This is a genomic window from Ramlibacter ginsenosidimutans, from assembly GCF_016654015.1.
Lineage (GTDB): Bacteria > Pseudomonadota > Gammaproteobacteria > Burkholderiales > Burkholderiaceae_C > Ramlibacter > Ramlibacter ginsenosidimutans.
In genome coordinates this window covers 406,710-430,572 of the sequence record NZ_JAEPWM010000001.1, presented here as the reverse complement: position 1 = coordinate 430,572, position 23,863 = coordinate 406,710, and the positions used below count along the sequence as shown (strand labels likewise).

Sequence of the window (23,863 nt, the reverse complement as noted above, 5' to 3'; positions counted from 1 at the left end):
CAGCTCAGGTCAGCGCGCCCCTCGCATCGACCCGGATGATCTTGTCCACGCGGCCTTTTTCCAATCCTCCGGTGACGCCGATCATGTGCTGGTGCAGGTTCACGGTCGGATCGCAGTGGCCGGGGATGAGCCAGACCGTGTCGTCGAGGTGCGGCACGCGCTGGTTGCCGCCCGCGGGCTTCAGGATGCCGTGCTCGTCGCCGCCATTGAGGTAGTCCAGCTCGCCGGTGGGCTCCAGCGCCAGCACGCGCGGCAGGCCCGAGTCGATGGCGTGGCTCTTGTGGCCCGCGTCGCACACCGCGTGCAGCAGGCCGGAGCTCATGACCTGCGACTTCACGAACAGGGCGTGCTCGAACTGCGGCTGCGCCGCGTCGCGCTCGTTGGCCGCGTAGTCCGCGTCCATGAACAGGAAGGAGCCGGCCTGCAGTTCGCCGTAGACGCCGCTGGCGGCCTCGTACAGCATGGTGCCGGTGCCTGCCCCGGTGACGAGGGGCACCTGCAGCCCGTCCTGCTCCATCAGCTTGCGCGTGAACTGCACGTCCTGCAGCACCGTGGCGATGGCCTCGCGTCGCGCCTGCGGCGAGCGCAGGTGTTGCGCCTTGCCGTGATAGGCCTGCAGGCCGGCGAAGCGCAGGGCCGGGTGCTTGCGGATCTCGTGCGCGAGCTCCACCGCCGCGCGCCCCGGACGCACACCGCAGCGGCCCTGGCCGACGTCGATCTCCACGAACACGTCGATCACGGCCGCGGGGCCGCCGCGGCGCCGGTCGTTCATGGCGTCCGCCAGCCGCCGCACCCCTTCCGCGCTGTCCACCGCGATGGCGAGCTGGCCGCCTTCGCCCGCCAGCCGGTGCGCGAGGTCGGCCACGCGCGCGAGCTTCGCCGGCGCGACCACCTCGTTGCTGATGTAGATGTCGAGCACGCCGCCGGCCGCCATGGCCTCGGCCTCGCTGGTCTTCTGCACGCACACGCCGGTGGCGCCCGCCTGCTGCTGCAGGCGCGCGATGGCGGCGCTCTTGTGCATCTTGGCGTGCGGACGCCAGCGGATGTCGTGCTTGCGCGCGAACTCCGCCATGCGGCTGAGGTTGCGCTGCATGGCGTCGAGGTCGATCACCAGCGAAGGCGTATCGATCGCCGCGACTGGCTGGCCGACCAGCCGCTTCAGGTCTTCAGAAAGAGGTGTTTTCGTCGAAGGGTGCATGTTCCAGGTGCTGTGTGTCCGACCAGCCCACGAGCGTGAAGCCCTCGGGCGTCCACAGCAACCGGTTGATCGCGCCATTGGGCAGCTGCCAGGTGCGCGGCGAGTTCACTTCCTGGCCGGTGGCGATGCGGTACAGGGTGTCGAGCACGCCGCCGTGCGCGACCACGGCGATCTGCTCGCCGCAGTGGCGCGACGCCAGGTCCTGCACGGTACGGTGCACGCGCTCGCGCAGTTCCAGCAGCGATTCGCCGCCGTCGGGCGGCTGCCATTCGGGAATGCGTTTCTTCCAGTTCTGCGCGTGGTCGGGCCAGTTGCGCTGGATCTCGTCGAAGGTCCTGCCCTCGAACATGCCGAAGCGCCGCTCGCGCAGGCCCGGGTGGGCGACCACCGGGATGCCGGCGGCATCGGCGATGGCCCGCGCCGTCTCGTGCGCCCGGCGCAGGTCACTGGAGTAGACGGCGCCCAGCTGCTCCGTCGCCAGGGCATGGCCCACGCGGCGCGCCTGCCACCGCCCGGTGTCGTTGAGCTGCACATCGAGCTGGCCCTGGATGCGGGAGTCCACGTTCCAGGACGTCTCTCCGTGCCGTACGGCGATGATGCGCGTGGCTTCCATGCGGCTCATTGTAGGGACGGCCCGGCCGGGACCCAAATCGAGGCCGCCGCAGACTGCTAGCGCGCACCCAGCTGGATGTCGACGCGGCGCGGGCCGGGCGGCGGATGCGGGAAGCCCTGCAGCGCGGCGTCGAACATGGCGGGCAGCACGACGCGGTTGTCCAGGAGCGGCCCGTCGCTGACGGCATGCGTCTCGTAGACCAGCCGGTTGGAAGGCAGCTCCCGGATCAGCACGCTCACCTCGCGGCGGAACCAGTACGAGTCCATCATCGGCCAGGGACCGCCGAAGCCGATGGCGCCATGATGGCCGCCGAAGCCCAGGCTCCAGCCGCCCGGCCCCCAGTAGGGATCGGCATAGGGCGAGAGCACCTGCTCCGTATGCGCGCCCACCTGCACGGCGAAGTGCGGGGCGGCGTCGTCACGCCGCAGGCCGGCCGCGTGCAGCGCGGTGTCGGCCAGTGCTTCCAGGGCTTGCTGGGTGGGGTCGGCCTGCTGTGACAGCGAGCGCTCGAACCGGTAGGTGGGCTGCGCCGGCAGCGTGGCGATCTGGGAGAAGGACTGGACCTGGTTTTCCAGCAGGTAGGTGTTCGCGCAACCGGAGAGCAGGAGCACGGCGGCCACTGCGGCGAACAGGTAGCGGATCGGACGCGGCATCGAACAAGCTCCCAACCAGGCGCGCTGCGCCTGCCGTCACATGCGGATGATTTGCAGGGCCGGCAGCGCGGCATCGGCGGGGAGGTCCTCGGGATCGAAGGCCCGGTCGCCTTGCGGATCGGGCTCCCCGTGCGCGGCCAGTCCCTTGAAATCGTACAAGGATGCATCCGCCAGGTGGGACGGCACGACGTTCTGTAACGCATGCAGCATGTTGTCGAGTCGCCCGGGGAACCGGCGCTCCCAGTCCTTCAGCATCGCGCCGACCTGCTTGCGCTGCAGGTTTTCCTGGCTGCCGCACAGCGTGCACGGGATGATGGGAAAGGCCTGCACCTCGGCCCAGCGCACCAGGTCCGTCTCGTTCACGTAGGCGAGCGGGCGGATCACCATGTGCCTGCCGTCGTCGGACACCAGCTTGGGCGGCATGCCCTTGAGCTTGCCGCCGAAGAACATGTTGAGGAACAGCGTCTGCAGCATGTCGTCGCGGTGGTGGCCCAGGGCGATCTTCGTGGCGCCGAGTTCGTCGGCCACCCGATAGAGGATGCCGCGGCGCAGCCGGCTGCACAGGCTGCACATCGTCTTGCCTTCGGGGATCTTGTCCTTGACGATGGAGTAGGTGTCCTGCTCCTCGATGTGGAAGGACACGCCCAGCGCCTTCAGGTAGTCGGGCAGCACGTGCGCCGGAAAGCCCGGCTGCTTCTGGTCCAGGTTCACGGCGACGATCTCGAAATCGACCGGCGCCCGCCGCTGCAGCTTCAGCAGGACGTCGAGCAAGGCGTAGCTGTCCTTGCCGCCGGACAGGCAGACCATCACCTTGTCGCCCTGCTCGATCATGTTGTAGTCGCCGATCGCCTGGCCGACGAGGCGGCACAGCCGCTTCTCGAGCTTGTGGTTCTCACGCTCGATGCGGCGATCGCTGCTCGCGGGGGTGGGGTCCTGCTCGATCCAGACGGCGCTCATGGCCGCATTTTCGCACCACGGCGGTTTCGCGTCCCGACCGGGTGGCGATCCGCCATTCGCGGGGGGCGCACAGAAACGGCGTGCCTTTTTTCCGATGACGCCCGCAGCACGCCGGATGAAGATCGGCGCCCGTTCCCGCTGGAGTCGTGCGCCGCCCGCCGCCATGTCGTATATCGCCATCACGCTGAACCACATGCGCGCGGTCAAGGCCTGGGCCGACGCCGAAGGCGCCGAGGCGAGCCTGGACCTGCGCAACTGCGAGCTCGAGGTGCGTTGCCGCAATCGCTTCTTCCGCTTCCACCCGCGTTTCCTCGCCCGCCGCGAAGGACGCCTGTTCCACACGCACGAACTCGTGGACTACGCCATGGGCTTCATCGGCTGGTTGCCCTACGGCATCGTGCGCTACGAGCTCTCGGACGACAAGCTGGCGTTCAAGTCCTTCGCCGCGGCAGCGGGCCTCAAGGTGCCCGCCCGCTGGCCGGCCGATGCGCCGCGCGGCGACTACATCCTGAAGTCCGCGACCGGCTCGTTCGGCTACGAGATCACCGGTCCGTATCGATCCGGCTCCGCCCCCGGCCGGATGCCGCCGGCGCCTGCGGCAGGGCCGGGTGCGGCCACGCCGGTGTTCGCCGAGGAGTTCGTGGAAGGCGACGCGCTGAAGGCATGGTTCTGGGGCAGCGAAGCCTTCTTCGCGCACCGCCAGGCCTGGCCCTGCCTGCGCGGCGATGGCACGTCGTCCGTCCGCGCGCTGCTGCACGAGCGTCTCGGGCCGGCTGCAGCCGATTGGCTCGGCTCGCCCGAGCAGCCCTTCCTCGAAGATGCGCTCGCGTTCCAGCACTTGTCGCTCGACGCGGTGCCGGCCGCGGAGCGGGCGGTGTGGCTCGATTTCCGTTATGGGCGCACTTATGCGGGAGACAGCCTCAATCCGCACTCCGACAGCATCCTCGATGCCCTGCCGACGCGCGCGCGTGCCGACGTCGACCGGGTCGGCGCGGCCGTGGCGCAGGAATTGCAGAAGCGCTTCCCGGCGCCGGTGCTGTTCGCCGTGGATGGCGTGCTGGATGCGCAAGGCCAGGTCTGGTGGCTGGAGGTGAACAGCAATCCCACGCTGCCGCCGGACGGCTATGCGCACATCTTCTCCACCCTGTTCGGCCCCCCCAGGGCCTGAGGCCATGCGCACGGCACCGGTGCCCCGCAGCGCGGAATTTCCGCTGGCCTTCGGCCGTTGGCTGGTCCGGCGCGACGGACTCGTGTGCGAGTTGCCGAGGCGCGAATTGCGCGTGACGGCACCCGCCGGTTTGCTGGCGCGCGTGCTGGAACTGTGCGACGGCCGCCTGCGCTGGAAGGAAGTGGCCGCGCAGCTCGGTCGCCAGTGGGAGCCGGTGGCCATCGAAGGTTTCCTTTCGGACCTGTGCGCCGAGGGCGCGATCGTCGAGGCCGGCGAGGCGCTGGCGAACTGGTCGGAACTCGGCGACCTGCCGGGCCTGCACGTGCCGATCACGGCGACCGGGGAATTGGCGCGCCTGCCCGCGCTTGCCCATGCGCGCCTGCGGCCCGGGCGCGGTCATGCGGCGCACTCGCCTGCATCCCGTGCGCTGGCGCAACTGCTGGCCGGGCGCGAGAGCGTCCGCACCTTCGCGGACGCGCCGTTTTCGTCCGCTGTCCTCGCGGCCATCCTGTGGGCTGCGCACGGCGTCTCCCGGCGCGCGGCCGGCGATGCGGTGCGATGGCACCGCACGATCGCCTCGGGCGGCAACATGCACAGCGTGCGCTGGTTCGTGTTCGTGCTGCGTGCATTGCCGGGGGAGGGCGAGTCACCGCCGCTCGCCGCCGGCGTGCATGAAGCGCGCTTCCACGAGGAAGGCGGCGCCAGCTTCGAAGCGCAGCCCGGTGCGTGGCAGGACGCATGGCGCCTGCTCGGCGACCCGCGCGCGCTGCAGTTCGCCTCCGCGCTGGTCGTGCCGGTGCACGACGTCGCCGTGCCCGCGCGCAAGTACGGCGACCGCGCGACGATCTTCGCGCACGTCGAGGCCGGACAGGCCTTGCAGAACGCGCAACTGATGGCCGCGGCCCAGGGCGTTGCCATGGTGGTGCGCGGCGACACGGCCGCGCGGCCGGCGCTGGCCGCACTGGCGCAGACGCTGCGCGCACCGGACGATGCGCCAGCCGTCCGGCGACCGCTCTGGCTGGTGATGCCCTCGCTGCTGCTGGGCATGCCGCCGGATCCACGCGATCTCGATGCCGCGGCGGGGGCCACCGCGCTGCGAATCGGGCGCGCGCCGCTGCCGCGTGCACACGAAGCGGCACCCACGTTCGCGTTCACGGCATCGTGGATCGAGCAACCGGGTACGGCGGGGCTCGGTCGCGCCGCCGACCCGGTGCTCGCGATGCGCAAGGCCGAAGCCGAAGCGTGGGAGCGACTGGGCTGGCGCACGCTGGGGGCGTGCCGGCGCGCGGCCCTGGTCGATGTCCCGGGCGCGCTCGACCCGCAGGCGTTCTGCGCGTACTCGCAGCGGCAGTACGCGCAGCCCGGCTTCGGCCTGCAAGCGTTCTCGCCGGCAAGGGACTATCTCTGGCGCGCGGGCGTGCACGCCGACAGCGGGCGCGCGGTCCATCTCCCGGCGGAGTGCCTGCACCCGGCCGCCAGCCTGCCGCAATGGGCACGGCAGCAGGCCTGCGCGAACGCGAGCACCTCCGGCGTGGCCGCCTGGCCGGATGCAGAGGGCGCGCTGGCGCGCGGCACGCTGGAGTTGCTCGAGCGCGATGCCTTCCTGCGCCACTGGCTCTCCGGCCAGTCGGCGCCTGCCCTCACCATCACCAGCCTGCCCGAGGCGGCGCAGCGGCGCATCGCGGACCTCCAAAGCGCCGGCTTCCGCGTTTCGGTGGCGGCGATCGGCGCGGGCTGGGTGCCGATCTGCTCGGTGTTCCTGCAGCGCATGAACCCGCCGCTGACCGCCATCACGGCGGCGGCCGATTTCTGCGCCGAAGCGGCGCTCCACAAGGCGCTGGACGAGGCCGAAGGCCGCGCAGCCCACGCCGGTGCGCACAGGCCGGCGGCGATGCCGGCCTCGCAGGTGCGTTCCCCCTCGGATGTGCACCGGTACTACCAGGCGGCACGCAGCTTCCGCCGTTCCGATTTCTACGCTGCCACCGCCGCTGCGCTGGCATGGGCCGGCGCGTTCACGGGTGCCTGCAAGCACTGGCCTGCGCTGTGCTCGCTGCTGGCCGCGCGGGGCCACGAGCTGCATGCGTTCGACCTCACGCCGGCGGGCGCGGCGCTCGACCAGGGGCGCACGCCGATCCGCGTCGTGCGCGCCGTCGTGACCGGCCTCATCCCGATCTGGTTCCAGTACGGCATGCAGCCGGCCGGCCTGGCCGCGTTTCGCCAGGCCGCGGCGCAGGGCCGGCGCCGCGGCCCGTCTTTCTTCCTCCACCCGTTCACCTGAAAGGACAGCACCATGCAGAGCGATCGTTCGAAGAAGCCCGTGCCCCGCAGCGGCAAGCGCGCGTTCACCTGGGGCGTGCAGGCGCACGAGATCGGCTGGCTGAAGACCGGCGAAGGCCCGCTGCTGGAGGGCACCGCGTCCGACTGCATCGCCATCGCGCCCCCGGATCAGCGCCGCCGCAAGAAGCCGAATCCCGCCAGCGGCGCGTGAGCCCATGGCCTGGGCGCCGGACCCGGCGTACGTGCTTCACTGCGTCGCCCCGGACGGCTCGCCCGTCCGCCTGCACTACCGCCCGCACCGCAGCGAGCTCCTCGATGACGAAGGCGCGCCGCTGTTCGCGGACGTCGAGCCCCAGGCGTACGACGAGGTCGAGCGCGTCTCGCCGCAGTCTCCGGGCTGGAAGTCACGCGAGGCCGGCACGCTGAAGATCCAGCTGGGGATGCGCTGCAACTACGCGTGCAGCTATTGCAACCAGGCGTCCTCGGTCGGGGATGCGGCGGTGACGCGCACCGCGGACGCCGCGGCGTTCCTCGCCACCCTGGATACCTGGCTGCAAGGTGCGCCGGGGCGCATCGAGTTCTGGGGTGGCGAGCCCCTGCTGTATTTCGCGAAACTGAAGGTGCTCGTGCCGCAGCTGCGCGCCCGCTTCCCGGACGCGCACTTCAGCATGATCAGCAACGGCAGCCTGCTCGACGAGGAGATCCTGGAGTTCATCGAGCGCTGGGATCTCCACGTGGCGATCTCGCACGACGGACCGGGGCAATCGCTGCGCGGGCCCGATCCGCTGGATGCGCCGCGCAGCGGCCACTGGATCCGCGCGCTGGTGCGCCGGCGCGGCGGCGCGCGGCGGCGGGTCATGGTCAATGTGGTGCTCACGGCGGCCAACGCCGACATCGCGCAGACGGCACAGTGGTTGCGCGACCGGTTCGGGCACCCCGATCTCGCGCTGGAGACCGAAGGCGCCGTGGGCGCCTACGACGAAACCGCCCTGGCCGGGCCGGCGCGCTGGACGCCGAGCGACTACGCGCGCTTGCACGAGAGCATCGCCGAGGGCTTCGTCAGCGGCGAGGCCCTGCGCTACGCCAGCATCCGGCAGAAGGCGCGCGATTTCATCGGCTCGCTACGAAGCGCGCGGCCCGCATCCGCGCTGGGCCAGAAATGCAGCATGGACGATCCGGGTCACCTCGCCGTCGACCTGCAAGGCAACGTGATGACCTGCCAGACCACCGGCGCCCGCGGGCAGCACAAGCTCGGTCACGTCGGACAGATGGAAGACGTGCGACTCGATACCGCCACGCACTGGTCGGGTCGCGAGTGCTGCTGGCACTGCCCCGTCGTGCAGTTGTGCCAGGGCGGCTGCATGTTCCTGCAGGATGCGTCGTTCGCGCAGTCGTGCGAGAACGAGTACCGCTACAACCAGGCGATCCTGGCCGGCATCCTGCGCCAGGTGACCGGCCTGCGCCTGCAACGCATCACGGGCGACATCCGGCGTCCGCGGGCGGTCATTCCAATCGTGTCGAGCTGAAAGCGGATACGGACAGCCGGACGCGGAGGTCGCAAAAGTAAACAGCCAAGCTCGCAAAAAATACAGATCGGAAGGAGATCCAAGTCGAATGGACGCCCCGTCCTTCATTGGAAGTCCTTTTGCGACCTCTGCGTAACCTTTGCGACCTCTGCGTCCGGTTGTCCGCCTTCCGGATGTCCGCTTCCGGATGTCCGCCTTCCAGCAGGCCGCTTCCCTCACGGCATGCCGCTGCTCGCCGCTCGGGCCGGGTAGGGCGTATAGACGGCCGGCTTGGCGTCGCCGGGGGTGAAGTCCACGGTGCATGCGGCCAGGAGCAGGGGCGACAGGCAGGCGGCGAGGCACAGGGCGCGACAGAGGCGGGATGTCGGTTTCATGCGGCCAGTTTCTGCCGCTCGCCCGGATGCAGCATCCGTAGCAGGGGCAGCGCGCCTGCCCCTTTCCATGACTGTGGTGAACAGCGGCGGCCCGGCCGGGGTCGGCGCCACCGCAGGCGGGGAGTGATCAGCGCGGCCTGTTCCCCCAGGCGAGCAAGGCCAGCGCACACGCGGGCAGGGCCATCCCGATCCGGGACGCGAGCGTCCAGCCGCCGTTGGCCTGTGCCCAGCTTCCGATGAAGGAGCCGGCCGCGCCCCCGGTGAAGAACAAGGCGGTGTAGACCGCGTTCAGGCGGGAGCGCAGGGCAGGGTCGAGCGCGAAGATAGCCTGCTTGCCCAGCGACAGATTGGCCACGATGCCAAAGTCCAGCAGGATCGCGGCGAATACCAGCAGGCCCAGGCCAAGCGTGGTGCCCCCAGGCGCGAGATGCGCGACGAGGAGGGCGACGAGCGCACTCGCCATCGCCAGCGCCGTGGCCGGCCCGCTCTTGCCTTGGTCGGCGAGGCGTCCCGCCACCGGTGCCGAGACGACGCCCGCGACGCCCGCCAGTGCGAACCAGGCGATGCCCGAGCGCGAAAGGCCGTAGCCCTGCGCGAGCTGCAGCGGTACCGTCGTCCAGAACAGGCTGAAGGAACCGAACATGAACAGGTGCTGCAACGCGCGTTCGCGCAGCACCGGCTCCCGGCCCACGAGGCGGAGCATGCTCACCAGGAGGTCGGAATACCTGCCCGCAGCCGCCGGCTGGCGCGCCGGCAGCGCGCGGCGAAGCACCAGGGCCAGCGCTGCCATGGCCAGGGCCGACAGCGCGAATGCGGCGCGGTCCCAGCCCAGCCCCGCCAGCGCGCTGGAAACTGGCCGCGCGAGCATGATGCCGAGCGTCATGCCTGCCATGACGGTGCCCACGACCCGCCCGCGCTGTGGTTCGGGCGCCAAGTGGGCCGAGTACGGGATCAACACCTGCACCGCCACGGAGCCTACGCCCGTGAGGAAGGCGCACGCCAGGAACAGCGCCGGGCCGGAGGCCGAGGCGAGGCCGCACAGTCCGCAGAAGGATGCGGCGAGCAGCGCGAGCACCAGACGCCGGTTCTCCACCACGTCGCCGAGCGGAGCCGCGAGCAACAGTCCGGTGCCGTAGCCGGCCTGCGTCATTGCCACCAGCAGTCCGGCGGCACCGGGCGGCAGGCCCAGCGACGCCGCGAGGGGGCCGGCAAGCGGTTGCGCGTAGTACAGGTTGGCCGCGATCAAACCGCAGGCGAATGCGAGGAAGAGCGCGGGCGTCGAGTCGCGCGAACCGGCGACCTGCGCGAAGGAAGGGGCGACTGTTTTCACCGCTGCGAGGCTATCGTTGCCTCGTCGCCGTCACGAGCCGTTTCCGGACGTGTGATCGACCGGCATCGCAAGGTCGGCATCCACGCCAGGCAGTTCGATCGGAAGCCCGAACTCGGCGCTATAGCGATGGCGCTCCATCTCGCTCACGCAGCGGCTCCGATCGCGCGCCTCCATGGCGGCGATCAACCGGTCGTGCTCCTCGAGCGTCTTCTCCCGGTCGTCGGCTCGGTTGTACTTGGTCCACATCGACGGCTCGATCATCGACCACAGCCGCCGCACTTCCTCCAGGATCAACCCGTTTGGCGAGAGCGAAAAGATGCGGAAGTGAAAGCGGCGGTTCACGTCGATGAGCGTGCGGATGTCGCTCTGCCGCACGGCTTCGCGCATCTGCGCGTTCAGGTCGCGCAGCTCCTGCAGGCGCTCGGCATCGGGCCACCGCACGGTCGTCATCAGCTCGTTCTCGAGCAGGTGGAGCATGCGGCGGATCTGCGCGTGCTCGTTGGGCGCCCGCTTGGTTACGAAGTAGCCCTGATGCGGGCGGTGGAACAGCAGGCCCTGGTCGGCCAGCACGTTCATGGCCTCGCGCAGCGGCACGCGGCTGACGCGCAGCTGCTCGGCCATCTCCTCCTGCCGCACCTGTTCGCCCGGCATGAGCTCCCCACCAATGATGAGTCGCTTGAGCCCCTGCAGCGCACGGTTCATTGCGCCGCTCGCCCTGTCCGTCTCCGGCTGCTCCATCACTTCTCCCTTGATTTCCGCGGTGAACGTCGTTTCTGGACGCGGATGTTAGTACCAATCGCTCTCGGGTTTGTCCTGAACATTCAGGATTGAATTCAATTTAGAGTTCACTTCTGAATTCGACCCTGCCCGTGTTCCCGCATCCAACAACAGAACGTGGCCAAGCGCCACGCGAACAGGAGACAGTTTCGTGAACGCATCCAGAACACTTCGTGGTCTTGCCGCTGGCCTGCTGGGCGTCGCCGTGGCGACCACGGCGATGGCCCAGGAAACCGTCCGGGTCGGCGTGCTGCTGAGTTATTCCGGAATCAGCGGCATGGCCGGGCAGGCGGCCGACAACCTGATCAAGCAGTTCCAGAAAACGCACGGCTCCGAGCCGGGCGGCAAGAAGCTGGAGTTCATCCGCCGCGATACGACCGGCCCCAATCCCGAGGTGGCCCGCCGCATGGCGCAGGAGTTGATCGTTCGCGAGAAGGCGCAGGTCATCATCGGGCCGGACTTCACGCCGAACGTGCTTGCCATGGCCCCGCTGCTGACAGAAGCCAAGGTGCCCGCGATCATCATGGGCGCCGCCACCCAGGGCATCGTGGGCGAGAAGTCGCCGTACTACACGCGGACCTTCTATTCGATCCCGCAGTCCGTGCGCCCGGCGGCGCAGTGGGCCGCGAAAAACGGCCTGAAGAAGATGGTCGTCGTGATCGCCGACTACGCGCCCGGCCACGACGCCGAGGCAACGTTCACGACGACCTTCAAGGAACTGGGCGGCCAGGTCGTCACCACCATCAAGGTGCCGGTGCGCAACCCCGAGTTCTCCGGCTACATGCAGCGCATCAAGGATGCCAACGCCGACGCGGTGTTCGCCTTCATGCCGATCGGCGAGCTGTCGCTGGGCTTCCTCAAGGCCTATTCCGACGCCGGCCTGAAGAACGGCAAGCTCAAGCTGGTGACCACGGGCGACGTGACGGACGAGAGCACGCTCGACGCGGCCGGTGATTCCGCGCTCGGCGTCATCAGCACGGGCATGTACTCCGAAGTGCACGACAGCGCGCTGAACAAGAAGTTCGTCGCCGACTACCAGAAGGCCTTTGGCAAGAAGCCGCGGATCTCGCTCGGCAACGTGGCGGTGTGGGATGCGCTCACCGTGCTGTATTCCGGCCTGGAGGCGCAGCGCGGCCAGAAGTTCGATGCGGAAAAGTTCATGGCCACCGTCAAGGGCAGCAAGTTCGAGAGTCCGCGCGGCCCGTTCACGCTCGACAAGACCACTGGCGACATCGTCCAGAACGTCTACGTGCGCAGGGTGGAGCGCCGCGACGGCGAACTGCAGAACGTCGAAATCGAGACGATGCCGGACGTTTCCCCCAAGTGATCCGCCGGGGCCGGCCACGCGTCGGCCCCCGTTCCGCCCCCTCCCTTCCGCTAGTCCTGGAGAGCGCCCCCGGCGTCGATGGCGATGATCATCCTGACAACCCTGTTCAACGGGATCGCGTACGGCTTCCTGCTGTTCGTGATGGCCGTCGGCCTGTCCGTGACGATGGGGATGATGCGCTTCGTCAACCTCGCGCACGTCAGCCTCTGCATGCTGGGCGGGTACGTGGCGGTCACGGCGATGAGTGCGTGGGGCCTGCCGTTCCTCGCGGCGCTGCCCCTGGCCTTCGTCGCCACCGCCATCTTCTCGCTCGCGGTCGAGCGCCTGGTCCTGCGCCATTTCTACGGCACGGACGACCTCACCCAGGTGCTGCTGACCATCGGTCTGGTTTTCATGTCGGTGTCCAGCGTGGCGTACGTCTGGGGCCCCGAGTTCAAGCCGGTCAGCGTACCGGCCTGGCTCACCGGCCAGCAGGTGGTGCTCGGACTGAACCTCGAGCGCTACCGCCTGTTCCTGGTGGTGGTCGGGGCGGCCCTCACGCTGGCCATCTGGCTCGGAATCGAGCGCACCCGCTTTGGCGCCATGATCCGCGCCTGCGTCGACAACCGCCGGGCCGCGGCGGGCTGCGGGCTCAACACGCATGTCGTCTTCGCGCTCACCTTCGCAATCGGCGGCGGTCTCGCCGGCTTGGGCGGCGCCATGTCCGCCAGCCTCCTGGGCCTCGATCCCAACTTCCCCTTCCGCTACCTGGTCTACGTACTGATCGTGGTGTCGGTCGGCGGGATGGGAACCATCTTCGGCACGCTCGCCGCAGCGCTGGGCCTGGGCATCGCCGACGTGGCCTCCAAGTACTACGTGCCCGCTGCGGGCGGCTCGATCATCTATCTCGTCACCATCGCCGTGATGCTCTGGCGCCCGCAAGGCCTGCTTGGAAGGAAGACCGCCCATGCGTGAGGCAGCTTTGCAGTACTTCCATGCGCGTTCCCGCTGGAGCGGGTGGGAAGTCGCCTTCTGGATGGCGTGGGTGGTGCTGTTCTTCGTGCCCGGCGCCAACCTGGCGCTGTTCGGGCAAGTGCTGGCGTGGGGCCTGTTCGCGCTCTCGCTCGACCTCGTCCTCGGCTACCGCGGCATCCCCTCGTTGGGCCACGCAACCTTCTTCGGGATCGGCGCGTACACCGCGGGCTTCCTGGGCAAGTACGGCTGGAGCGAGCCCATCTCGGGCCTGTTCGTCGCCGGCCTGCTGGCCGGAGTGGCGGGCCTGGCCACCGGCCGCATCGTGCGCGGCCTGCATGGCGTGGGCCTGCTGATGGTGACCCTGGGGCTGAACCTGCTGCTCTATGACTTCGTACACCGCTCCACTGAGCTCACGGGTGGCGACGACGGCGTGCAGGGGATCTCGATCGCACCGGTGCTCGGCCTGTTCCGCTTCGACATGTTCGGCCGCACGGCCTACGTCTATACGCTGGTCGTGGTTTTCCTGCTGTTCCTGCTGACGCGCGCGCTCGTGAATTCCAGCTGGGGCCTCTCCCTGCTCGGCGCGCGCGACAAGCCGCGGCGGATGACCATGCTCGGCGCGCCTCTGGATGCCGACCTGACCTGGACCTTCGCGATCTCGGCCGCTGTGGCCGGCGTCGCCGGGGCGCTGCTGACGCAGACGACCCAGTTCGTCTCGCCCGAAGTGCTGTCCTTCCAGCGCTCGGCCGACGTGCTGGTCATCCTGGTGATCGGCGGCACGGCGGTGCTGTACGGCGGCTTCATCGGAGCGATCGTGTTCCTGCTGATGCGCGACCAGCTGGCGGCGATGAATCCGATCTACTGGTACTTCTGGATCGGCCTGTTGCTGGTGCTGATCGTCTCCTTCTTCCGCAAGGGCATCCTGCCGACCGTGCGCGACCAGCTGGCGCGCTGGCGGCCGCGGCGCGGCGCGGCGCCATCCCCGGCCTCCGGCTCCGAAGTCACCGCACAAGGGGAACCCTCGTGAGCGACGTCGTCCTGCAGACCCGCGGGCTGTCCATGGCCTTCGGCGGCCTGAAAGTGTTCAACGGGCTCGAGTTCGCGCTTCAGCGCGGCGAGCGTCACGCAGTGATCGGCCCCAACGGCGCGGGCAAGAGCACCTTCGTCGCCGTGGTGACCGGGCTGCTCTCACCCACGGCCGGAAAGGTGTTCCTGGACGGACGCGACGTCACGCGCACCAGCGCCCGCGACCGCGTCAAGGCGGGCATCGTCCGGACTTTCCAGATCAACACCCTGTTCGCCAGCCTCACGCCGCTCGAGTCGGTACTGATCGCCCTGTCGCAGCGTGACGGTGTGGCGCGGCCCTCGTTGCGCCCGCTCAAGTCGCTCAAGCCCCAGATCGAGGAGGCGGACGCGCTCCTGCACAAGTTCGGCCTCGCCGACGACGCGACGGCCCTGACGCAGGCACTGCCGTACGGCAAGCAGCGTCTGCTCGAGGTGGTGCTGGCGTTCGCACTGCGGCCCCGCGTGCTGCTGCTCGACGAACCGGCCGCCGGTTTGTCCACGCACCAGGGCCAGGAGCTGTTCGAACAGCTGGCCACGCTCACCGACGGCACGACCATGCTGTTCGTGGAACACGACATGAACATCGTGTTCCGCTACGCGCAGCGCGTGTCGGTGCTGGCCGGCGGCTCGGTGCTGGCCACCGGCACGCCGGAGGAGATCCGGAGCCACGACGGCGTGAAAGGGGCCTACCTTGGACATTGACACCTCCACGGCGCGCGCGCCGGCGGCCGATTGCGTGCTGCAACTCCAGGGCGTGTGCGCGGGCTACGGCGCCTCGCGCGTGCTGCACGAACTCACGCTGGACCTGCGCGAATCCGAGACACTCGTGGTGATGGGCCGCAACGGCGTGGGCAAGACCACGCTGGTGGAGACCATCATGGGCCTGACCCAGCACCACGCCGGCCGCATCCTGCTGCGCGGCAAGCCGGTCGAGCGCCTGCAGGCGCACGAGCGCAACCGCGCCGGCATCGCCTGGGTTCCGCAGGAGCGCGAGGTGTTCCCCTCCCTCACCGTCGAAGAGAACCTGCTGGTCGTCGCCCGCGGAGGGGAGTGGACGCTCGAACGCGTGTACGGACTCTTCCCGCGCCTTCGCGAGCGGCGCAGCAACTACGGAGACCAGCTCTCCGGGGGCGAGCAGCAGATGCTGGCCCTGGGCCGCGCGCTGATGACCAACCCGCAGGTGCTTCTGCTGGACGAACCCGTGGAGGGCCTCGCGCCGCTGGTCGTGCAGGAAATGCTGGCGGCCATCGACCGCATGCGCGGCTCCGGCCGCATGAGCATCCTGCTGGTCGAACAGAAATACGAACAGGCGCTGGCTCATTCGGAACGCTGCGTCGTCATCGACCACGGCGCCGTGGTCCACGAGGGCGCGAGCCGCGACATGCTGGCCGACGAAGCCCTCGTCGAGCGGTTGCTGGGTCTGTCGCACTGACCCGACGAACTTCCAACCCTTACGCAGGACGAACCTTGAGCACCACCACCAACCCCACCCGGCCGCGCTCGATCGAGGTCGAGGGCGTCTCCCACGGCAACGCGCCGATCCCCATGGGCGCGCGCGTCGGCAACATCCTCTATTCCTCCGGGATCATGGGCAAGGATCCGGCCACCGACACGCTGCCGCCGGACGGCCCCTCGCAGGCGCGGTACATGTTCCAGAACCTGCGGACGCTGCTGGCCAACGGCGGCGCGACGCTCGACGACGTGGTGCGCGTGACGGCCTACGTCAAGGACAACGGGCAGCGCGAGGCCCTCAACGCGGAGTGGCTCAAGTGCTTTCCCGACCCGCACGACCGGCCCGCGCGCCACACGCAGGTGGTGGACCTGCCCGGCGGCATGCTGGTGCAGATCGAGGTCGTCGCCGTGATCCAGGACCGCTGACGTGGCCGCGCAGGACGATCTGGACCCGGTGCGGCGCCTCTCGCGCCTGGACTGCTGCGCCGTCTCGGACGCAATGGACAAGCTCGGCATCGCGGGCGTGGCCAGCGGACTCGAGCAGCGTTCCACCACGCGGCGCATCGCCGGCCGCGTGGTCACCTACAAGCTGGTGCCCGCCGCCGAGGCGCCCGCGCGCGATGGTCCGCCGCGGCACCTGGGCACCACCGCCGTGGAGGCTGCCCGCCCCGGCGAGGTGATCGTCGTGGAGCAGCGCACCGGCATCGAAGCAGGCTCGTGGGGCGGGATCCTTTCGCTCGGGGCCAAGCTGCGCCAGGTGGCCGGCGTGGTGGTCGACGGCCCGGTGCGCGACATCGACGAAGCGCGCACCTACGACTTCCCGGTGTATTGCCGCAGTCTGACGGCGCGCACCGCGCGCAGCCGGGTCGCCGAAGCCTTCACCAACGAGCCAGTGCGCATCGGCGATGTGACCGTGCACCCCGGCGACTACGTGCTCGCCGATGCCAGCGGTGTCGCGTTCATCCGGGCTGGCGACGTCGCACGCGTGCTCGATGCGGCCGAGGCCATCAGCGGGCGCGAGGCCGCCATGGCACGCGCCCTCATGGCTGGAAGGCCCATCAGCGAGGTGATGGGCGCGGACTACGAACACATGCTGCGCTGAGCCGCCGCGCACCGAAGGAACTTGCCAATGACCGACCGCAACATCCAGCGCGCCAGCGAACTGGACACCGCCACCCTGAGCGACGCGCTCGACCGCCATGGCCTGAACGGCCAGTGTTACCGCATCAAGCCGCGCTCCACCGATTTCCGCATGACGGGCCGCGCCTGGACCCTCCTGTACGGACCGGCCGGTTCGCCCGCCGGCACGGTGGGCGACTACATCGACGACGTCGCACCCGGGAGCGTGGTCGTGCTGGACAACGGCGGGCGCGACAACGCCACCGTCTGGGGCGACATCCTCACCGAGATCGCGCACGCCAAGGGCATTGCGGGCACCGTGATCGACGGCATCAACCGCGACGTGGCGCTCAGCTTGAAGCTGGGATATCCCATCTATAGCCGCGACAACTGGATGCGTACCGGCAAGGACCGGGTGCAGGTCGAGGCGACCGGCGTGCCGGTGAACATCGGCGACGTGCGCGTCTGCCCCGGCGACCTGCTGCGAGGGGACGCCGACGGGGTGGTCGTGATCCCGAAGGAGCACGAGGACAAGGTGCTCGCCACCGCCGAAGAGATCCAGCGCGCCGAGGACGCGATCCGCGAATCCGTGCGCGGCGGCATGACGCTGCGCGAGGCGCGCGAGAAGCACCGCTACCACCAACTGCAAACGAGGGCGGCCCAATGACGGCGGCGACGCTGCCCGCCCCGGCGGGTCCCACCATCCGCGAAGCCGTCGAGCGGCCCGACGCGGCCACGCTGGAAGCGGCCCGTACGCTGCCGACGGCCACGCTGCACGAAGCCGGCGGCCGCATCGGCGCCTTGCCCTGCGCGATCAAGCCCGTCGTGCCTTCGATGCGCGTGTGCGGCCCGGCCATCACCGTGCAGTCCCCGGGGGGCGACAACCTGTGGCTGCACCGCGCCCTCTACGTCGCCCAGCCGGGCGACGTGCTGGTGGTGCACGTGGGCGGCGCCCACGACTACGGCTACTGGGGCGAGATCATGTCCACCGCCGCGCAGGCCCGCAAGCTGGGTGGCCTGGTTATCGACGGCTGCGTGCGCGACGGCGCGCTGCTCGCGCAACTCGGCTTTCCGGTCTTCGCGCGCGGGCTGTGCATCCGCGGCACGGGCAAGGACTTCGGCGCGCGGGGCTGGATCAACCATCCCGTGTTGTTCGACGAGGTCACCGTCCGCGCCGGCGACCTGATCGTCGGCGACGGCGACGGAGTCGTCGCCCTGCCGCGCGACCGGGCTGCGGAGCTGGTGGCCAGCTCGCAGGCGCGCGAGGCCAAGGAGGCCGGGATCATCGACCGCGTCCGCGCCGGCGAGCGCACCCTCGAGCTCTACAACTTCTGAGCGACGTCATGAGCGACAGCACCTCCGCCGCCCTCAGGCCTGTGCGCGTGCACGCGGTGCGCGCCGAGGCGCAGGACGTGCTCTCCCTGGATCTGCGCGCGCACGATGGCGCGCCGCTGCCGCCCTTCGAGCCCGGCAGCCACATCGACGTCGAGATCCCTGCTCTCCGCGGATGGCCGGCGCTCCAGCGCCAGTACTCGCTGGCCAACGACTGCACCGAGCGGCATCGCTACGTGATCGGGGTCGGTCGCGATCCGGCGAGCCGCGGCGGCTCGGCCGCACTGCACGCGCGCATCCGAGCCGGCGACGTGCTGCGCATCGGCAGTCCGCGCAACAACTTCGCGCTGCACGCAGGCGGGGGACATGCGATCCTCATCGCCGGCGGCATCGGCATCACGCCCCTGCTGTCGATGGCGCGGCGCCTTGCCGCCGGGGGCCGGCCCTGGACGCTGCATTACTGCGTGCGCACGCCGGCGCGCGCGGCGTTCCTCGAGGAACTGCTGGCGCTGGCGGCGCAGGATGGACGCGGGCGCGTCGTCATCGTGTTCGACCGGCTGCCCGGCAATGCGATGCTGGACCTCGAGGGCGTCGTCCGCGCCGCGCCGGCGGATGCGCATTTCTACTGCTGCGGCCCGGCGCCGATGCTGAAGGCCTTCGTGCGCGCCACCGCCGGTGTCGCGCCCGGGCGCGTGCACGTCGAATGGTTCTCGGCGCCTGCCGTACCCGCGACCACGGCGCCCGAAGAAAGTTTCCGGGTGCGGCTCGAACGCTCGGCGCGCACGCTCGACGTGCCGCCCGGGCGCAGCATCCTCGACGTGCTCCTCGAGGGCGGCGTCGACGTCGACTACTCCTGCCGCGAGGGCCTGTGCGGGACCTGCGAGACGCGGGTGCTGGCCGGCATCCCCGACCACCGCGACCCGATCTACGCGGGCCGCGTCCATCCTCCGGCGGACCGGCTCATGTTGTGCGTGTCACGGTGCGCCGGCGCCGAACTGGTCCTCGACCTCTGAGCTCCCTTCCTCAGCAACTCATCCCAACCACCCAGGACTCCCGAATGATCATCGACTCCCACGCCCACGTCGTCATCCCGCCGGAAAGCTACAAGTTCATGGCCGAACTGGTCGCCAACCGGGCCAACCCATACGCGGTGCCCAAGCTGGCGGACGACGCCGTGCGTGCCGCCGCCAAGGTGATCCTGGACATCATGGACGAGGTCGGCACCGACATCCAGTTCCTGTCGCCGCGCCCGTACATGCAGATGCACTCGGTCAAGCCCGCTGCGGTGACGGCGCTATGGACGCAGCACATGAACGACCTGATCTACCGCACGGTGCAGATGTTCCCCAAGCGCTTCCGCGCCGTGGCCGGACTGCCCCAGTACCGCGACGAGAGCCCGGTCAACTGCTTCAAGGAACTGGAGTTCCGCGTCAAGGAGCAGGGCTTCATCGGCTGCCTGCTCAACCCCGACCCGACCGAGGGTGACGCCGCGCCGCCCCCGGGACTGGGGGATGAGTTCTGGTACCCGCTGTACGAGAAGCTGTGCGAGCTCGACGTGCCCGCGCTGATCCACTCGGCGGGCAGCTGCAGTCCGCGCGAGAGCTACACGCTCAAGTTCATCAATGAGGAGAGCATCTCGATCATCTCGCTGATGAACTCGCGCGTCTTCGAGAAGTTCCCCAACCTGAAACTGATCGTGCCGCACGGCGGCGGCGCCATTCCCTACCACATGGGACGATTCCGGGCCTGGTCGGTGCGCAAGGGCGGCGAGTTCTTCGACGACAAGCTGAAGCGCCTGCACTTCGACACCTGCACCTACGACAAGGACGCGCTCGAACTGCTGTTCAAGGTGGTCGGCCCCGACCGCGTGCTGTTCGCCACCGAGAACCCGGGCACCGGCAGCGCGATCAACCCGAAGACCGGCCGCGCGTACGACGACCTGAAGCCCGACATCGAGGCAATGTCGTTCCTCAGCGAGCAGGACCGCCGCAACGTGTTCGAGTGCAACTGCACCCGCCTGTACACGCGCTTCCGCAAGGACGAGTGAGGGGCGGATGGCACAGATCGTCCTGGCCATCGGCGCCTCGCACACGCCTTTGCTGACCCTCACGGCGGAGCAGTGGCGGCACCGCGCCGCGGCGGACTACGCCAACACGCAGCTGAACCTCTCGGACGGACGGCTCATGCCGTACGCAGAGGTGCTGGCCGAACTCGGCCCGCGCTGCGCGGACGTCATCACGCCCGAGATCCTCTCGGCCAAGGAGCGCGCGTGCCACGCTGCGCTCGACCGCCTCGCCGACGAACTGGAGCGTGCGGCGCCGGACGTGGTGGTGATCGTCGGCGACGATCACCGCGAGCTGTTCACGCCCGCCAACCAGCCCGCCATCGCCATCTACCACGGCGAGGAGATGGTCACGAGCAACCAGTACGGCGATGAGGAGAGCGCGGCCTGGGTGCAGCAAATGGGCCGCGGCTACATGATGGACGCGCGGCACACGCTACCGTGCGCGCCGCAGTTGGCGCTGGAACTGATCCGCGGGCTGGTGGACGAGCACTTCGACGTCGGCGCTTGCGCGCGGATGGAGGAGCGCGGCAAGTCCGGCTTCGGGCACGCGTACGGCTTCATCGTCAGGCGGCTGTTCCGCGGCCGCGCGATCCCGGTCGTTCCCGTGCTGCTGAACACCTACTACGGCCCGAACGTCCCGAGCGCCGAACGCTGCCACGACCTGGGGCTGGCGATGCGGCGGGTCATCGAGGCCATGCCGGGAACGCAACGCATCGCGGTGGTGGGCTCGGGGGGGCTGAGCCACTTCGTGGTGGACGAGGAGCTCGACCACCTCGTGCTGAGCGCCATCGCCTCGGGCGACCACGCGGCGCTGCGCTCGATTCCGCGCAGCGCCCTCAACTCCGGCTCCTCCGAGATCCTGAACTGGATCGTGGCGGCCGGCGCCGCCGGCGGGTTGCCGCTGGCCTGGAGCGAGTACCAGCCGTTGTTCCGCACTCCCGCGGGAACGGGCGTCGGCGCCGGCTTCGCGGCATGGAAGCCGGCCTGAAGAAAACGATTTGCACCGAGAAAAGGAGCAACGTATGTTGACTGAGGAAAAGAACCGGCTGCTGACACAGGTGGGCCCGGGCACTCCCATGGGCAATCTCCTGCGCCGCTACTGGATGCCGGTCGCCGGGGTCTCCGAATTCGACTCGCGCAGCACCAAGCCGATCCGGTTGATGGGTGAGGACCTGGTGTTGTACAAGGACCTGGGCGGCAACTTCGGCCTCGTCGATCGGCGCTGCGCTCACCGCCGTGCCGATCTCTCCTACGGCATGGTGGAGCAGAGCGGTTTGCGCTGCAACTATCACGGCTGGGCGTTCGACCACACGGGGCAGTGCATCTCCCAGCCGTTCGAGGACACCTGCTTCCCCGAGCGCGACACCAAGGCCCGCATCAGCATCAAGTCGTACCCGGTGCAGGCCAAGGGCGGGATGCTGTGGACCTACATGGGACCGCAGCCGGCACCGCTGTTGCCGGACTGGGAAGCCTTCTCGTGGGACAACGGCTTTTCCCAGGTCGTCATCTCCGAGGTTCCCTGCAACTGGTTCCAGTGCCAGGAGAACTCCATCGACCCCGTGCACTTCGAGTGGATGCACGAGAACTGGGGCAGGCGGCTGCGAACGGGCGATCTGTCCCACGGGCCCAAGCACCTGAAGCTGGACTTCGACGAGTTCGAGTACGGCTTCGTCTACCGCCGCACCCGCGAGGACAGCGGCGAGAACGACGACGCCTGGACGATCGGCCGAGTCTGCCTGTGGCCCAACGGCTTCTTCCTGGGCGAGCACTTCGAGTGGCGCGTGCCGATCGACGACGAGAACACGCTGAGCGTGACCTGGAAGTACACGCGCGTGCCCAAGGGCCGCGAGCCGTACGTGCAGGGCTCGATCCCCACCTGGTACGGGCCGCTGAAGGACGAGCGCGGCAACTGGATCGACACGCACGTGATGAACCAGGACTTCCTGGCCTGGGTAGGGCAGGGCGTCATTGCCGACCGCACGCAGGAACACCTGGGCGCGAGCGACCGGGGCATCGTGGCCATCCGGCGCCGCTTCTTCGACGAGCTGGAGAAGGTGGCCGCCGGGGGAGATCCGAAAGGCATCATCCGCGACCCCGCTCGCAACGTGAAGGTGCAGTTGCCGATGATGGACCGTGCCCAGGTGGTGGAGGGATTCACGGTGGACGAGATCATGCAGCACCCGCGCATGAAGGTACTCTACCGGACCTACATCTTCCAGGCTGGCCAGCCCGAGTCCGTGCGCAAAGCGTTCTCGGATGCCATGGGGCTGGAGGCACAGGAGTTCGACGGGATCGTCGCGTCGCGGCGGAATCGGATCTGACCGTCACCTATCCCGGTTGCCCCATGCCTGCGGCGGCAGCGTTCATTGTTCATGCCACCCGCAGAACGCCCCAGAGCTTTGTGCGACGCCAGCTCGCGATGCGAGACCTGGAAGAGCTCTAAGTCATCGATTTCTGGGGGCTCGCATTTGCAGCGAGACCTAATCTATCCTCTTTCAAAGAGAATTCTTGGCGACACTGATCACCAGTGCCCGGTCTCGATGCGGATGGCCACTTCGCAGTCGTCGAAGATCTCCAGCTTGGCGATGCGCACCCGCACGCCCAGCACGCCGGGCAACTGCAGGAGCCGGTGCGCGAGCTTGCCGATCAGCGTCTCGAGCAGGTTGACATGCACCGCGGTGCACTCCTCGATGATGATGCGGCGCACCTTGCGGTAGTCCAGCACGTGCATGATGTCGTCGTCGCTGGGCAGCAGGGGCTGGGTGCCGAGGTTCAGTTCCGCGTCGACGCGGATCGGCTGCGGCGCGGTCTTCTCGTGGTCGAGGATGCCGAGGTTCGCGTCGAAGCGCAGGCCCTCGAGCGTCAGGATGCGGGTGCCGGTCTTGCTCACGCTCATGGCATCAGGGAGAAGTCGCGGTCGAACTTCATCAGGTGCTGCCCGCCATCCACCAGCAAGGTGGTGCCGGTGATGGCGCGGTTCTCCAGTGCGAAACGCACGGCATGCGCGACGTCCTCCGGCGTGGACGAGCGGCCGAGGGGCGAGAGCTTGTGCAACTGCTCGAAGCGTTCCTGCGAGAGCATGTGGCTGGTCAAGGTGAGCCCGGGCGCGACGCCCACCACGCGCAGGCGCGGCGCCAGCGCCTGGGCCAGCAAGGTGGTTGCGGCTTCCAGCGCCGCCTTCGACAGCGTGTAGCTGAAGAAGTCCGGATTGGGGTTCCACAGCTTCTGGTCCAGCAGGTTCACGACCGCGCCTTCCGAGTTGCGCTCATCGACGTGCTGCGCCAGCCCTTGCGCGAGCAGCACGGGCGCGGCGGTGTTGGAGGCGATATGTGCGGCGAGCGATGCCGCGGTGAAGCTGCGCGCGTCGTCGTGCTCGAAGCGCGAGGCGTTGTTCACGACCGCATCCAGTTGCCCGAAGTGGCGCACGGCGGCGGGGACCAGCGCCCGCACCTGCGCCTCGTCCTGCAGGTCGGCCTGGAACACCTCGGCCGGCGCGTGACGCGCGCACTCTGCCGCCGTCTGCCGCGCCTCCTGCTCGGAGCTGCGGTAGTGCACGGCGACGCGCCAGCCGGCCTGGGCCAGGTCGAGGGCAATGGCGCGGCCGAGCCGGCGCGAGGCGCCGGTGACCAGCACGCAGCGGCCTGCGGCGGCACTCATTGGCGGACAATGCCCTGGT

At 69.3% G+C, this 23,863-nt stretch carries 26 protein-coding genes; 17 read left to right on the top strand and 9 right to left on the bottom strand.

Annotated elements, in window-relative coordinates; translation table 11 throughout:
- Window positions 1-4: 4 nt before the first annotated feature.
- The 4 genes from JJB11_RS02170 to ttcA are packed head-to-tail and all read right to left on the bottom strand — an operon-like array spanning window position 5 to window position 3,421.
- On the bottom strand, window positions 5-1,198 hold the full coding sequence (locus JJB11_RS02170; RefSeq protein ID WP_201166258.1) for a DSD1 family PLP-dependent enzyme: 1,194 nt from the start codon (window positions 1,196-1,198) through the stop codon (window positions 5-7).
- Window positions 1,167-1,811 carry a histidine phosphatase family protein gene (locus tag JJB11_RS02165; RefSeq protein ID WP_201166257.1) on the bottom strand — a complete coding sequence of 215 codons (645 nt, stop codon included), beginning with the start codon at window positions 1,809-1,811 and terminating at the stop codon, window positions 1,167-1,169. The genes JJB11_RS02170 and JJB11_RS02165 overlap by 32 nt, the downstream gene beginning before the upstream one ends.
- A 56-nt stretch (window positions 1,812-1,867) precedes the next feature.
- Window positions 1,868-2,464, bottom strand: a complete 597-nt coding sequence (locus tag JJB11_RS02160) for a DUF4136 domain-containing protein (RefSeq protein ID WP_201166256.1) — start codon at window positions 2,462-2,464, stop codon at window positions 1,868-1,870.
- A gap of 36 nt (window positions 2,465-2,500) precedes the next feature.
- A complete protein-coding gene (ttcA, locus tag JJB11_RS02155) occupies window positions 2,501-3,421 on the bottom strand; it encodes a tRNA 2-thiocytidine(32) synthetase TtcA (RefSeq protein ID WP_201166255.1) in 921 nt (306 codons plus the stop codon).
- A gap of 94 nt (window positions 3,422-3,515) precedes the next feature.
- On the opposite strand from ttcA, the gene JJB11_RS02150 reads away from it, so the two are divergent.
- Genes JJB11_RS02150 through JJB11_RS02135 form a run of 4 tightly spaced genes read left to right on the top strand, consistent with a single transcriptional unit; the run spans window position 3,516 to window position 8,392 of the window.
- Complete coding sequence (locus tag JJB11_RS02150) at window positions 3,516-4,589, top strand: hypothetical protein (RefSeq protein WP_201166254.1); 1,074 nt, start codon at window positions 3,516-3,518, stop codon at window positions 4,587-4,589.
- A gap of 4 nt (window positions 4,590-4,593) precedes the next feature.
- Window positions 4,594-6,867 carry a YcaO-like family protein gene (locus JJB11_RS02145; RefSeq protein ID WP_201166253.1) on the top strand — a complete coding sequence of 758 codons (2,274 nt, stop codon included), beginning with the start codon at window positions 4,594-4,596 and terminating at the stop codon, window positions 6,865-6,867.
- 12 nt (window positions 6,868-6,879) lie between these two features.
- Entirely contained in the window at window positions 6,880-7,077 is a 198-nt protein-coding gene (locus JJB11_RS02140; protein WP_201166252.1) for a hypothetical protein, read from the top strand.
- Between the two features lie 4 nt (window positions 7,078-7,081).
- Window positions 7,082-8,392, top strand: coding sequence for a radical SAM/SPASM domain-containing protein (locus JJB11_RS02135; RefSeq protein WP_201166251.1), 1,311 nt, complete (start codon window positions 7,082-7,084; stop codon window positions 8,390-8,392).
- Window positions 8,393-8,607: 215 nt separating this feature from the next.
- Here JJB11_RS02135 and JJB11_RS02130 read toward each other — a convergent pair whose 3' ends face one another.
- The 3 genes from JJB11_RS02130 to JJB11_RS02120 form a co-directional block, all read right to left on the bottom strand.
- Entirely contained in the window at window positions 8,608-8,766 is a 159-nt protein-coding gene (locus JJB11_RS02130) for a hypothetical protein (protein WP_201166250.1), read from the bottom strand.
- Between the two features lie 127 nt (window positions 8,767-8,893).
- Window positions 8,894-10,096: an MFS transporter gene (locus JJB11_RS02125; protein ID WP_201166249.1), complete on the bottom strand. Its 1,203-nt coding sequence runs from the start codon at window positions 10,094-10,096 to the stop codon at window positions 8,894-8,896.
- 30 nt (window positions 10,097-10,126) lie between these two features.
- Window positions 10,127-10,834 (bottom strand): GntR family transcriptional regulator, encoded by a 708-nt coding sequence (locus JJB11_RS02120; RefSeq protein ID WP_201166248.1) that lies wholly within the window; start codon window positions 10,832-10,834, stop codon window positions 10,127-10,129.
- Window positions 10,835-11,024: 190 nt separating this feature from the next.
- Here JJB11_RS02120 and JJB11_RS02115 point away from each other — a divergent pair, with 190 nt between their 5' ends.
- The 13 genes from JJB11_RS02115 to JJB11_RS02055 all read left to right on the top strand — a co-directional run bounded on the left by JJB11_RS02115 (window position 11,025) and on the right by JJB11_RS02055 (window position 22,508).
- Window positions 11,025-12,200, top strand: a complete 1,176-nt coding sequence (locus JJB11_RS02115; RefSeq protein ID WP_201166247.1) for an ABC transporter substrate-binding protein — start codon at window positions 11,025-11,027, stop codon at window positions 12,198-12,200.
- Between the two features lie 84 nt (window positions 12,201-12,284).
- On the top strand, window positions 12,285-13,154 hold the full coding sequence (locus JJB11_RS02110; RefSeq protein WP_201166246.1) for a branched-chain amino acid ABC transporter permease: 870 nt from the start codon (window positions 12,285-12,287) through the stop codon (window positions 13,152-13,154).
- Complete coding sequence (locus JJB11_RS02105; protein WP_201166245.1) at window positions 13,147-14,181, top strand: branched-chain amino acid ABC transporter permease; 1,035 nt, start codon at window positions 13,147-13,149, stop codon at window positions 14,179-14,181. Before JJB11_RS02110 ends, JJB11_RS02105 begins: the two co-directional genes overlap by 8 nt.
- The gene (locus JJB11_RS02100; RefSeq protein ID WP_201166244.1) at window positions 14,178-14,921 is read left to right on the top strand and encodes an ATP-binding cassette domain-containing protein; all 744 of its coding nucleotides are present in this window, start codon (window positions 14,178-14,180) and stop codon (window positions 14,919-14,921) included. The genes JJB11_RS02105 and JJB11_RS02100 overlap by 4 nt, the downstream gene beginning before the upstream one ends.
- The gene (locus JJB11_RS02095; RefSeq protein ID WP_201964550.1) at window positions 14,911-15,651 is read left to right on the top strand and encodes an ABC transporter ATP-binding protein; all 741 of its coding nucleotides are present in this window, start codon (window positions 14,911-14,913) and stop codon (window positions 15,649-15,651) included. The genes JJB11_RS02100 and JJB11_RS02095 overlap by 11 nt, the downstream gene beginning before the upstream one ends.
- A 35-nt stretch (window positions 15,652-15,686) precedes the next feature.
- Complete coding sequence (locus JJB11_RS02090) at window positions 15,687-16,097, top strand: RidA family protein (RefSeq protein ID WP_201964549.1); 411 nt, start codon at window positions 15,687-15,689, stop codon at window positions 16,095-16,097.
- A gap of 1 nt (window position 16,098) precedes the next feature.
- Window positions 16,099-16,773 carry an RraA family protein gene (locus tag JJB11_RS02085; RefSeq protein ID WP_201166243.1) on the top strand — a complete coding sequence of 225 codons (675 nt, stop codon included), beginning with the start codon at window positions 16,099-16,101 and terminating at the stop codon, window positions 16,771-16,773.
- A gap of 27 nt (window positions 16,774-16,800) precedes the next feature.
- Entirely contained in the window at window positions 16,801-17,457 is a 657-nt protein-coding gene (locus JJB11_RS02080) for an RraA family protein (RefSeq protein WP_201166242.1), read from the top strand.
- Window positions 17,454-18,125, top strand: coding sequence for an RraA family protein (locus tag JJB11_RS02075; RefSeq protein ID WP_201166241.1), 672 nt, complete (start codon window positions 17,454-17,456; stop codon window positions 18,123-18,125). Before JJB11_RS02080 ends, JJB11_RS02075 begins: the two co-directional genes overlap by 4 nt.
- 8 nt (window positions 18,126-18,133) lie before the next feature.
- The gene (locus tag JJB11_RS02070; RefSeq protein WP_201166240.1) at window positions 18,134-19,135 is read left to right on the top strand and encodes a PDR/VanB family oxidoreductase; all 1,002 of its coding nucleotides are present in this window, start codon (window positions 18,134-18,136) and stop codon (window positions 19,133-19,135) included.
- Between the two features lie 44 nt (window positions 19,136-19,179).
- Window positions 19,180-20,169, top strand: coding sequence for an amidohydrolase family protein (locus tag JJB11_RS02065; protein WP_201166239.1), 990 nt, complete (start codon window positions 19,180-19,182; stop codon window positions 20,167-20,169).
- 7 nt (window positions 20,170-20,176) lie between these two features.
- Complete coding sequence (locus JJB11_RS02060; protein WP_201166238.1) at window positions 20,177-21,175, top strand: DODA-type extradiol aromatic ring-opening family dioxygenase; 999 nt, start codon at window positions 20,177-20,179, stop codon at window positions 21,173-21,175.
- A 34-nt stretch (window positions 21,176-21,209) separates the two neighbouring features.
- On the top strand, window positions 21,210-22,508 hold the full coding sequence (locus JJB11_RS02055) for an aromatic ring-hydroxylating oxygenase subunit alpha (RefSeq protein ID WP_201166237.1): 1,299 nt from the start codon (window positions 21,210-21,212) through the stop codon (window positions 22,506-22,508).
- A 200-nt stretch (window positions 22,509-22,708) separates the two neighbouring features.
- Here JJB11_RS02055 and JJB11_RS02050 read toward each other — a convergent pair whose 3' ends face one another.
- Together JJB11_RS02050 and JJB11_RS02045 are read right to left on the bottom strand one after the other, a co-directional pair.
- The gene (locus JJB11_RS02050; protein ID WP_201166236.1) at window positions 22,709-23,083 is read right to left on the bottom strand and encodes a dihydroneopterin aldolase; all 375 of its coding nucleotides are present in this window, start codon (window positions 23,081-23,083) and stop codon (window positions 22,709-22,711) included.
- Window positions 23,080-23,844 (bottom strand): SDR family oxidoreductase, encoded by a 765-nt coding sequence (locus JJB11_RS02045; protein WP_201166235.1) that lies wholly within the window; start codon window positions 23,842-23,844, stop codon window positions 23,080-23,082. The genes JJB11_RS02050 and JJB11_RS02045 overlap by 4 nt, the downstream gene beginning before the upstream one ends.
- Between the last annotated feature and the right edge of the window lie 19 nt (window positions 23,845-23,863).